Here is an 11,510-nt window from a genome sequence, read left to right on the forward strand (position 1 = left end):
GTGCACCGCAAAGATCAACAGGTCTTAATTAAATACGTATTGGTTAAAGTCGATATTCGCGGCACTGGCCACAACCTTTACTCGGTTGCTGGCGCCTAATTTTTTGAGAATAGATGAGACGTGAGACTTAACCGTGGTTTCAGAAATATTAAGCTCGTAGGCAATCACTTTATTGGCTAACCCTTGAGTTAGATATTTCAGTACAGTCAGCTCTTTTCGTGTTAATGAACGAATTTGCTCAGGCGAAATACCGTTGTCATTGGTCATGCGTGTTCTGGTAGACGGCGTTCTCAATATCTCTGATGGTAAACACACGTTCCCTTCAAAAATACTCTCGATAGATGTGGCGATTTCTTCAATCTTGCTGCTTTTTGAAATGAAGCCAACGGCACCATAAGAAATGGTTTGCAGTATATTTTGCTTTTCCGTTTCAGCGGAAATAATCACTACAGGTACATTAGGGTGTTGGTTTCGAATTTCTAAAAGTCCGTTTAAGCCACAGGTTTCCGGCATATTTAAATCAAGCATGATTAAGTCGAACTTCGCGTCTTGCTCTAGCAACGTTAACGCTTCAGAAATTGAATTGGCTTCGAGGGTTTCTGAGTCGGGAAACTTTTTCCCTAAGATAGTAATCATTGCGTGACGAAAAATAGGGTGGTCGTCAATTATCAAGATACGGTGCATGGTCTTTCCCTCAGCTAAAAAAGCGACATTTGCCGCTGGCCTTGTGACTTATTTGGGCTGGCGTTTTATTCACACATAAGCCTTTTAGTAAGACAAAATTATGGCGTAAATGAAACGCTTCAAAGTGACCAAATTCTCCGAAATATTAAAAGCTAAACAGTCACTTCACGTGTTTACAATGTTAACATTAATATAACATTAAATCAGGCCTAATAAGACCAATGGCTTATAATAAAAAAGCACGTAAGACCAGTACTGACGGGACTTTCGTTCTATAACTCGTCAAGTAACTGCCTTCTTTTTTCGGCGTATTCTGTTTCGCTAATTAGGTTTGCCTTTTTTAGTGCGTCTAACCGTTTAAAACGAGCAACGATATCGTTTTCTGCTGGTAAGGGGGCCGAGCCAGCTACGTCTTTCTTACTGGGTGTGTTTTCCCTATTCGCTGGGGAAAGTGTTTCCTTTTCTACAGGTGCTTCAAATGCCAGCTGAGTCGGTGCGACCACCCAATCGAAGCGATTTTTCGTTTTCAGTTCTATACCAGGTGCGGAAAAAGAAAGTGGGGAATCGAATGAGAACTTTGCTTGTTTCCGGTTACCAAAATCAAAGTCGTATTTTACCAAGCCCTGAGAAGTAGGATCATAAGCCATTTCGTAGGCTTTATTGGCTACTTTGTCGAACTCGCCAATAAGAATATTGAGCTGGTCGTCTGCAACGAAAATACTGCCTGCAACGTAATACGTTTGAGTTTTAAGGCCTGCCAAATAGCGCTTCTCTTTACTAAGGGCAAAAATTACGTCTTGCTGAGCAGTCGCTGTTCGCAGCGCCTCAGGCAGATAGGCGGCAAGTAACGCAACTTGTTCGTTGGAAAAAAGCGGTGTTGACGTATTTTTGTTCTTAACCACCTGAATAGCGCTAAGTATGGCGGATACATCCTGCTCTTGCAGCGTGAAGGGGTGTTGGTTGGCACGCATGTCACTGCCTGTTTCGTTTTGCTTTTTAACAAGGCGAATAAAATTGTTTTTGTCCTCCTGAAATATGACCTGTGCGTCTGCGATATGTACTGTCGTTATGAAGAGTAGGGCTAACAGAATGGGTTGAGCTGAACGTAATGAAAATAGAGATATATTTTTCATGATCTTTCCTTTTTCAATAGGAAAAGCGAGAGTCAATCTCGCTTTTTTATGTCATATCTTTTAGCTTAATTTTAATTTCTTATTTAAGTGTAAAATTAATCATTTTTTTATCATTAATTAAATGAATCGAGTAATTTTTAAATTTCAGAGTAATTGGATATAAGTTCAATGTTAAAATATGACTGATTTTTAATTCTCAATTAAAAGAACACAGTGCCACCTAGTTGAATTAGGGTTAAGTCTTCTGCGCTGTTATAAATTCCTTGCGCAGATTCTGAACCATCAATATCTAAACTTAGATTTTCGTATTTCGCGTACACCAAGAAGCGCGAGCCAAAATATTGTTCTGCTGCAACACCCCACTGACTAAGCTCTGAGCCGGTAACGCCATCTAAATGAGCCATGCCGTATTGGTCGTTATAACTGGCATATTCAGCATAGAAAGCAGAATCACCAAAGCGATTAAACTGTTTTCTAATACCTGCTTTAAAGTAATAGGCATCCGTATCGTCACCCGACCCAACAATCGCGTCGTCAGCCTCTTCCATCTGATAAGTGGCTACCCCAAATACACCTGACTCAATATGCATGAGCCCTGCTTGCAGTTGTAGCGTAGTTGAACTGTTGCCCCCAACATTGCTACCCCCATCTTTATTCACTGAGTAACCTGCATGAAGGTTAGTTTTGAAGCCTTCGTGCTCAGCCGCATACTTAACCGCAATATCGTAAATTTCGTCGTTTGCATAACCTACTGCAATACTCACGTTGCCCATTTGAGGGAGATCGTAGCGCACGCCGTTGCGATATATACCGTTACAGTCAATACCAATACCCAAGCCAGGCGTAGCTAAGCACTGAGCAAATTGACCCCACGCGACATTGGTTGAACCTTCTTCTACGCCTCGAATAAAGAAGCCATTTGCTCTAAATAATGGAGAAATTCCCGACCAGATTGTCCCAGAGGGATCGGCTAGAACGGCAATGTTATCGGTGGGAAGGCTTTGTAAACCAACGGTGATTTTACCCCAGTCGCCACCAAAGTAGAGGCTACTGCCCAACAGGCCTATGTCGCCGCCGTTGAAGGTGTCTAAGTTATCCTGATTGGCAAACAAAAGCGGGGTTTGATGGCCACCACCGGCGTAGTTCGGTGCGCCTGAAAGAGGTTCAATAATGACCTCAAAGCCCACGTCCATGCCTTGTTCTTCCAGTTTATAATTTCCTGAAAGCGTAATACGGCTGCCTAGCGTTGTACCGTTGTCTGAAAGTTGTGCCACATCACTACCCACACCGTCGTCGTAATAGGTTAAGCCTTCATTTATCCATCCAGAGATATTCCATGAATAGGGCTCGTCTTGGGCAAAACTATGGCTACTGACTGTGCTTAAAATGGCAATAGATAAACAGGTTTTTGTAAATGTATTCTTTTTCATTTTACTGTCCCAATTTTGGTAGTGTTGATTAATTACAGTGGCTTTTTGTTTTTATTTTTGACTGGTTTTAATACTTTCGGTGTCCAGTAAATTGATAATAGGTTCTATTGAATTTTGAACCATCGGCCGTAAGGCGTGTTAATCTCCTTCTTTAGTAGCGGGAAAATTAAATGTAAAAATCATAAAAAACGCGACTACTGTGAAAAAGTAAGTCGCGTTTTTTTGATTTTTGTTCAGCTTTTGTGTGGATAAAAGCGCGTGTGGTAACAACTGCTATCTGATTAGAATCTCGCTTTTAGATTTACACTGACCATTCGCGGTTGTGCGGGGCCCACGAACTCTGCACCTTCTACGTCGGGATAAATGTCTTCTAATACCTCATCAGCCTCGCCATACGTGCCAAAGGTTTCATAGTCTTTGTCGAACACATTATTCACACGTAGCGATGCGGTAAATGTGTCGTTGAACCGGTACGATGCATAAATGTTTGCAATAACGTATCCGTCAATCTTTTCGTTTTCGTTAGCCTCATCGCCCCTAAAGTACTGACTAGATGCTGAAATAACTTCTGCGCCTAAACGCGCTTTATCCGTTAAGGCGTAATCTGCGTAGAGCTTGACTAAATGCTCTGGCTGGCCTGGAATTTTGTCACCTGGTGTTACGAGTCTGTCTGGACCCTGAGGGTTAAAGGGGCTAAACGACGTGAATGTCGATTCATAGGTTGCGTTAAGATAGTTGTAGTTTAACCGGTAGGTTAGTTTTTCCCACGTTGAGCCTACGCTGAATTCAACGCCCTGACGCTGGGTTTCATCAACGTTAATAAAGTATCCGCGAGAGGCAACAGAGCCTGCTTGTTGGAAGATAATGTCGTCCTTACTTCTACTGTGAAAAACATTTAGCATCAGGTCGATGTTATCAATGCGTGTGGTGTAGTTCGCTTCAATAGTTTGGGTGACCACCTGATCAAGAGGAGGATCGGCCACAAAACCGTTCGGTAAGCGGCACGGGTCGTCTTCATCTGCACAGCTTAACTCTGCTGGGCTTGGCGTTCTTGAAGACTGGCTGATTGCAAGATTCAACTGGCTTTGCTCATCAATAGTAATGTCTACACCTACCGCTGGGTTAAATTGGGTAAAACGGTGATTGCCGTCCAATGAACCTTCACCGTCATCAATCAGGTCTTCCATAACAATATGGTCTCGGTTAAAACGTCCACCAAGATTGAGTGATACGGCTGAAGAGAGCTGTGTACTATTCATGAAAAATAGCGACCATGCGGTGGTGTCTACATCTAATCTAACCCTGGCTTCTTGTGCCATGAGCCCGTCGATGGGTAAAACGGTGCGTGAGTCTTGTGCAGATTCGTTTTCCAAAATACCAAATGTAGTATCAGCGGCGTAGTTAACATCTCCTTTGGTGTAGCTGGCACCAACAATTAACTCTGAACTGAAGCCGCTTAAGGCATATTGTTTTGCTAGCTGAAAAGATAACCCAGTAGCTTTGGCGTCTGTCCGGCCCGTATTGTATGTTCCATCAAGTTCATCTGCGTCCACATCTGATATTTCGGCAAGCGCGGTGTCGTCATCAAAGCCAATGAATTCAACCGCTTCTATATCGTCGCCTTCGCCTACAACAGGCAAATCATCGTCATCATCGTCGTCGCCATCATCATCACTATCAAGCGGAGCATCATCATCATCATCGTCGTCATCATCTTCAAATTCACACAGTGTTACGCGTCCATCAGCGAACTGGCAGGCACCAAAATCACTGTCATCGCCGTTGATTGATTGAGTTTGTGTGTCGCGATAAAACATATTGGCGGTTAAAGATAAGGTGTCAGTTAAAACGAAATCACCGGTTATATTAACGTGCGTAAGTTCGTTGTTGGTCTGATCGGGGTGGGTGTAGACCGCTTCTCTTCCTTCAATATCCAGCAGTTCAATAGGCGACGCACCATTTCCGAGTAACTCGTTATCGGCCATAAAGAGGTTCATGTCGAGATGCATTTTGTCACTTTTATAGGCAAGCGATGTAAATACTTGCTGCACTTCAGATGGCGAATAGTCACGCCAGCCATCTTCCTCATAATGATTCAGGTTCACGTAATACGCCCAGTGATCGTTATGACCACCTGATTCCACAGACGCGGCTTTCTGGCCGAATTGTCCAGCCTGTAAATCTATTTCGTTGGCGTTGAAGCTAAACCCTGTTTTCGTTCTTAGCGCAAGGGCGCCGCCTAGCGTGTTTTGGCCAAACAGAGGGTTTGAACCAGAGTACAAAGAAACGGTATCTATAGCATCTAGAGGCATTAGGTCCCAATGCACAGTATCGCCAAACGCTTCATTAACCCGACCGCCGTTTAAGTACACCGAAATGCCCTGAGGTAGACCAAGCAGCGGAGAGGCAGTAAACCCGCGGTATTGCAGATCGGGTTGAAACGGATTGTTTTGAACATCGTTTAGGTTCACGCTTGCCAGTTGAGTTTTGAGTAGCTCCGGTAGTGAACGGTTGACGCTCCCTTCAATATCGTCTTGAGTGAGTGTCTGAACGTTACCAAATACAGCAGAGTTATTGCTGTTGGCGCTAAGCGGTGTCGCTCCCTGTACCTCTATAACCTCGTAGTGGTCCATTGCATCGTTAGCTTCTGCAGCAGAGCTAAACGCATAGGTTACAGCGCTTGCAATAATCGCAAGAGCAAATGGTGAACGGGCAAGTTGATGTGTTGGGGATTGTGCAACGTTTTGGCTAGAGCTTTTAGTAGAAATTCGCGTAGGCATGGTCTTGACTGCTTCGTTATTATTTATACTTTCAGTATTGCCTTAACCATTCCCTAAAAATATCCTCCTTAAGTGGGGGGAAGTATCATAAATTGGTAGCAGTGTTTTTTCCCGAATTCCCTACGAGAGAATCGATAAAACCTTATGACACCAGTTTTCACGCTCTGTGATATTTGTGTCGCTGGCACCAAATAGAAAAAGGTTATTTTCATAGGTTGCAGCGCCCAGTGCGTAGCATTCCCCCGAGGTTCTTGGTTGCCAGAAAAGGTGGTGTGCCAGTACCGCTTGTAGTCTTGACTGTTGATAGAACGCGATGCGATACACCCAGTGCGAGGCCAAATAACCAGAAGCAGAATTTAGAGAAGCCGACTCTAGAGTTATTGAGGGCGATGGAGTGGAAAACGGCGTTAAATGCAAAGCAATGTGTTCAGCGTTAAAGCGTTTCAAATTGGTGGTATTGTTGGCGAGTGGCTGCAATAAACGTGGAAGTGCAGGCAAGTGCTCTAACGCAATAAAATGTCGGTATTTAGAGGTAAGACGCGGCACTAAAAGTGACTGGTCGCTATTGGAAGCGCTGGCTTGCGCGGAAAATCCCTTACGTGCCTTTCTAATCCGCTCGCGAGCGATTGACTTTTCAGGTGAAGGTAGAGGCCGCAAATAGGAGAGCGATACCTTATTAGCACTCGCCAAATAAGCGCTTTTGGTGGCACAATCTTTGGCGGTACACTTGTTCGAATCCAACGCATCTGTTAGTTGCGCAAAATAGCGAATAGCCGCCCCCACACCATCTGCGTGTTTATCAGTGTCTGGCATTGGCTTTGAAGGTCTAATATCAAATGAGGCAAGACACGCGGATACCACATGTTTTAGTTGTCGCAGCCTTTTATCATAATCATCGCTCACGAGCTTGTGTGTTAGATTTTGTGAAAGCTTTGGAAGTGCTTCTATCGAAAGCTCGCTAGCTACTTCCTTCATCGCTTCGTTTGTGACGAGGCGAATTGCAAAATTGCCTTGTTGATTGATTTCGGGGTCGATAAATAAAGTATTTTTAAGGCCTGCTACGGTGCTAAGTGTTGCTTCTTGCTGTAGTAAACCATTTAAAAAGCACTGAGGAAACCACCAGGTTAATACATGTCTTATTGATTCGTTTTCGCCTTTTGTCGTTTGCGCATCAAGAGAGGCTTCTTTGTCTAAATGTGAGTGTTCACGTTGAGATGCGTGCTGACTCAGAGAGGCGTTTCTGTTCAGTGTTGATTCTTCGCTCAAGGTTTTTTCAGCGCTCAAGGCTGTTTCCACGCTCTGCGCTTTCATTGCGCTCAAGGTTTTTTCAGCGCTCAAGGCTGTTTCCACGCTCTGCGCTTTCATTGCGCTCAGGGCTGTTTGCGCGCTCAGGGCTATTTCTTCGCTCACGGCTGTAACAACCTCCTTGCACTGCTCAAAAAAGTGGGCTGAATTACTATAAACCAGCGTGGTGATATTGCTTGGCTGATACCACTGGCGTTTGTAGTCTTGAAGCGCTTGAATGCTGTTGCTGCCTATGGTTTGTGTAAAACCACCCGCGTGTTGATAGGCATTTTTATTGGTATCGGTTAATCGAATAGCGGCGTTTAATGCATAGTCGCTGTTTGTCTCTAGCATGGCGAGCTCGTTAAAAATAACCCCGTCACGCTCTAAGATAACCTCATCGGTACCGTAATCCCGGTTAAGCAGGCCACAGTACAGGTAATTTACAGCATCAAGCAGCACGTTCGCTTTTTCAGATGAAGCGAAAAAGAAGGTGTACTCGGCGAGTGTGGTAGCGTTAATAGTAACAGGCAGAAGTGTATTGGCCGTAAAAAGCTCGTGGGCAGCAGGGTATGGGTGAGAGCGTCGAAAGCTCATGTGCTCAGCTAAATGAGACAACCCAGTGTGGCCTGCTGCAGGGGTTTTTAGCGCAAAAACAACGCTATGCACTTTTGACCCAGAGCCGGCATCAATGAAATGAAATTCAGACATACACTTTTATCATTACGGGTTAACGGTATCTCTTTTTGTTTCGTACTTATTGCAGCCCATTTACATCCTAGTACTTACCTCGTAGCACTTACTTCCAAGATGGGAATCGGCTTTTCCACCTTTCGATACTGTAGTGCCTTCGACGGTGCAGTACCTGCTTTATCGGTAATGCCTTTCATTAAATGGTGATCGGGCGACTTGCTGCAAACCGGATCCGTCTTATACATATCACCTGTTAGCAGGTAGGCCTGACATCGGCAGCCGCCAAAGTCTTTGTCTTTTTCATCGCAGTCCCTACAGGGCGACGGCATCCAACTATCGCCACGGAAATGATTAAAGCTAAAGTCTTGGTGCCAAATATCGTGCAACGAGCGTTCTTTCACATTAGGAAAACGAAGGGGCAATATCTTTGCACTGTGACACGGAAGGGCACTGCCATCTGGCGTTACGGTTAAAAACGTTGTGCCCCAGCCATTCATGCACGCCTTAGGGCGAGATTCATAGTAGTCGGGCGACACAAATATGAAGGCTGGGCCTTTACCGTCTTGCTGCGCGCGGTAGCGGTTCACTGCGGCCTCAGCTTCCTGTAGCTGCTGTGACGTAGGCAGCAAATGGTCTCTATTTTCATAGGCCCAGCCGTAATACTGTACGGTAGCTAACTCGACAAAATCAGCGTTCAGCTGCTCGCTGAGCGCCATCACGTCTTCTATTTCGTGAATGTTCTGCGCGGTAATACAGAAGTTAAGCACCATAGGGTAGTTGTATTGTTTTACCAGCTTCGCAATTTTAAGTTTTTGTTCAAATGAGTGACGCTTGTTGCCTATTAAGTCGTTGACTTCAGCATTGGCTGCCTGAAAGCTCAGCTGAATGTGGTCAAGGCCGGCTTCTTTGAGTTTGGCAATACGTTTTTCTGTCATGCCAATGCCAGAGGTGATCAAGTTGGTGTAAAAACCCAAAGCCCGCGCATAAGCGACTAAGTGCTCTAAGTCTTTTCGAAGCAATGGCTCTCCGCCAGAAAAGCCCAATTGCACGGCGCCCATTTCCCGCGCTTCACGCAGTACACGCTCCCAATGCTCAGTAGAGAGCTCATTAAATGTTTCTTCCATATTTACTGGGTTTGAGCAATAGGGGCAATGCAATGGGCACTGATAAGTAATTTCGGCTAGGAGCCACAGCGGAGGCGTTATGGTATTTGGTACGTCGGTTTGTAAATCAACGTCTGTATTATTCGTCATAGCGGATCCACTTCTTTTGCTCGGCATGGACCAGAAATGCATGAACATCTTCTTCTAAATCATCGGGTGCATCAGGGAACGCCTGGCGAAGTTCAGCACAAATGGCATTTTCTGTATTGCTGCCATCCACACGCTTAAGAATTTCTGCCGCAGAAGGATTAAGTTTGATCATTCCTTCGGGAAACAACAACACATAACAGCCCTGAGCTTTCTCGTACTGCATGCGAAAAAGCGGATTTAAAGAAGCTGTTTTGTCTCTTGTGCGGCCGCCCTCGTTGTTGTGACTGCTGCTATTTTCAATGTTATCTTCCACGTTATCAGCACCGACGCTATCAGCATCTAAGTGGTGTTCGGTTTGCGATTGTAAATTCGACATCATTAAAACCTCCCTTTATGGCACACCCGCTGATCGGCAATACCATCAAACGGCTTTCTCTTATATTCATAGGCAAAGCAAATGGCATCAGCAATGCTCCACAAAATATCAATTTTGAACTGCAGTATATTGAGCGCATGTTCTTGCTGTTGTCGGGTAACAAAGTGATCAAGGGTAATCTGCAGACCATGCTCTACATCACGGCGCGCCTGACTTAACCGCATTTGAAAGTAGGTAAAGCCTTCACTATCAATCCATGTATAGTGCCTAGGCCAGGTATCTAATCGGCTTTGATGTATTTCAGGGGCGAACATTTCAGTTAACGATGAGCAGGCCGCCTCTTTCCACGACGCGCGGCGGGCAAAATTCACATAGGCATTTACTGCAAACTTAACCGCTGGTAACAGGTGGGTTTCATCAAGTAATTCACTGCGGTTCAAGCCTACCGCTTCGCCTAACCGCAACCAGGCTTCTATGCCGCCCAGTCCGTCTTCACCTTCCCGTCCATCGTGATCGATAATTCGTTGGATCCAAGTTCTGCGTACCGATTGATCTTCGCAATTCGCTAAAATTGCCGCATCTTTAACCGGTATCGCCATTTGATAATACAGTCGGTTGGCCACCCAACCCTGAATCTCATCAACGCTGCAGTGTCCTTCATTCATGCGTTTATGAAACGGGTGATGAATATGGTAGTAAGCGCCTTTTTCTCTCAGTTTTTGTTCGAATTCTTGTCTAGACCATGCGTGTTCTGTCATTACTACACCTCAATTTCCATACCGTCGTAAGCCAATTCAATGCCTTGCTCGCACAGGCTGTGATAAGCACTGGAGTCTTCGTCAAGCACGCGATTTGTGTTGTTGATATGAATAAGCACTTTACGCTCAACGTTAAATTCATTTAGCAGCGCAATGGCTCCGCCCTTTCCATTAACCGGCATGTGTCCCATATCTGTGCCCAGCTTGTTGCTAAAGCCGTGATCTATCATTTCTTCATTGGCCCACAGCGTACCGTCAAATAGCACGCAGTGAGATTCGCGCATCACCTGTTTTACTGTGTCGTTTGCCTGCATACATCCCGGCGCGTAAAAAAGCACGTTGCCCGTGGTGTCGTCAGTTATCTTCAGGCCGATATTGTTGCCCGGCACAATGTTGTCGCGATACGTCGAGTAAGGGGGCGCATTAGACTCTAATACCACCGGTTGGAAAGTCAGGCCTTCTGCCCCCTTTGGTACAAAGCGTTGATGATAATCGGTATTAATTGAATGCTGTTGTAGTCCGCCGTGCCAGTGTTTTAATACGGTAAAAAGCGGGAAGCTGGTGGTTAGGTCTTCGGCCACAACATCGGTACAATAAACGGGAAGGGGTAAGCCTTCGCGCAATGTTAGCAGGCCTGTAGTATGGTCTATTTGACTGTCGGTAAGCACAATTGCGCTTATGCGTGTGCCGCGAGACACATGGGCGTCGGGCCACAGCTGCGGATGGCTATTTATCTGCTCCCTTAAATCGGGGGAGGCATTAATGAGAACCCAATTTTTACCATCGCTACTGACAGCAATGCTCGACTGTGTTCTACCTTTCGCCTTTATTTTACCTTCGCGTAAACCCTTACAATTGGGGCAGTGGCAGTTCCATTGCGGAAATCCACCCCCGGCGGCAGCACCAAGAATCAATACGTGCATAACAACTCCATACTACAAGTAAAAAAAGGCTGCATCGGCAGCCTTTTTGTTCATCATCCCAGAGGGCGTTGCCTAGCGGTTATTGATGTAAAGAGTTACTTCAAAACCAAGGCGCATTTCTGTGTATTGGGGTTTAGTCCACATAATTGTTCCTCTTCTTTATGATTAAACGCATGACTGAGTATATGTTGAATAT

10 protein-coding genes are annotated in these 11,510 nt (G+C 45.2%); all 10 read right to left on the reverse strand.

The window, feature by feature from the left end; all coding sequences use genetic code 11:
* Window positions 1–24: 24 nt before the first annotated feature.
* A complete protein-coding gene (locus tag AC0J2X_RS16625; RefSeq protein WP_014950680.1) occupies window positions 25–684 on the reverse strand; it encodes a response regulator in 660 nt (219 codons plus the stop codon).
* Between the two features lie 272 nt (window positions 685–956).
* Entirely contained in the window at window positions 957–1,817 is an 861-nt protein-coding gene (locus AC0J2X_RS16630; RefSeq protein ID WP_069944931.1) for a hypothetical protein, read from the reverse strand.
* A 200-nt stretch (window positions 1,818–2,017) separates the two neighbouring features.
* Window positions 2,018–3,247 (reverse strand): porin, encoded by a 1,230-nt coding sequence (locus AC0J2X_RS16635; RefSeq protein WP_014977371.1) that lies wholly within the window; start codon window positions 3,245–3,247, stop codon window positions 2,018–2,020.
* Window positions 3,248–3,528: 281 nt separating this feature from the next.
* A complete protein-coding gene (locus tag AC0J2X_RS16640) occupies window positions 3,529–6,027 on the reverse strand; it encodes a TonB-dependent receptor (RefSeq protein ID WP_069944930.1) in 2,499 nt (832 codons plus the stop codon).
* A gap of 120 nt (window positions 6,028–6,147) precedes the next feature.
* Window positions 6,148–8,022, reverse strand: coding sequence for an insulinase family protein (locus AC0J2X_RS16645; protein WP_069944929.1), 1,875 nt, complete (start codon window positions 8,020–8,022; stop codon window positions 6,148–6,150).
* A gap of 74 nt (window positions 8,023–8,096) precedes the next feature.
* Window positions 8,097–9,257 carry a pyrroloquinoline quinone biosynthesis protein PqqE gene (pqqE, locus tag AC0J2X_RS16650; protein ID WP_069944928.1) on the reverse strand — a complete coding sequence of 387 codons (1,161 nt, stop codon included), beginning with the start codon at window positions 9,255–9,257 and terminating at the stop codon, window positions 8,097–8,099.
* Window positions 9,247–9,636, reverse strand: coding sequence for a pyrroloquinoline quinone biosynthesis peptide chaperone PqqD (pqqD, locus tag AC0J2X_RS16655; protein WP_069944927.1), 390 nt, complete (start codon window positions 9,634–9,636; stop codon window positions 9,247–9,249). Before pqqD ends, pqqE begins: the two co-directional genes overlap by 11 nt.
* Complete coding sequence (gene pqqC, locus AC0J2X_RS16660; protein WP_069944926.1) at window positions 9,636–10,391, reverse strand: pyrroloquinoline-quinone synthase PqqC; 756 nt, start codon at window positions 10,389–10,391, stop codon at window positions 9,636–9,638. The genes pqqD and pqqC overlap by 1 nt, the downstream gene beginning before the upstream one ends.
* A 2-nt stretch (window positions 10,392–10,393) precedes the next feature.
* Window positions 10,394–11,314: a pyrroloquinoline quinone biosynthesis protein PqqB gene (pqqB, locus tag AC0J2X_RS16665; protein ID WP_014950672.1), complete on the reverse strand. Its 921-nt coding sequence runs from the start codon at window positions 11,312–11,314 to the stop codon at window positions 10,394–10,396.
* A 72-nt stretch (window positions 11,315–11,386) separates the two neighbouring features.
* Window positions 11,387–11,458 (reverse strand): pyrroloquinoline quinone precursor peptide PqqA, encoded by a 72-nt coding sequence (gene pqqA / locus AC0J2X_RS16670; RefSeq protein ID WP_071953288.1) that lies wholly within the window; start codon window positions 11,456–11,458, stop codon window positions 11,387–11,389.
* Window positions 11,459–11,510 lie beyond the last annotated feature (52 nt).

The organism is Alteromonas sp. R7 (assembly GCF_055755235.1).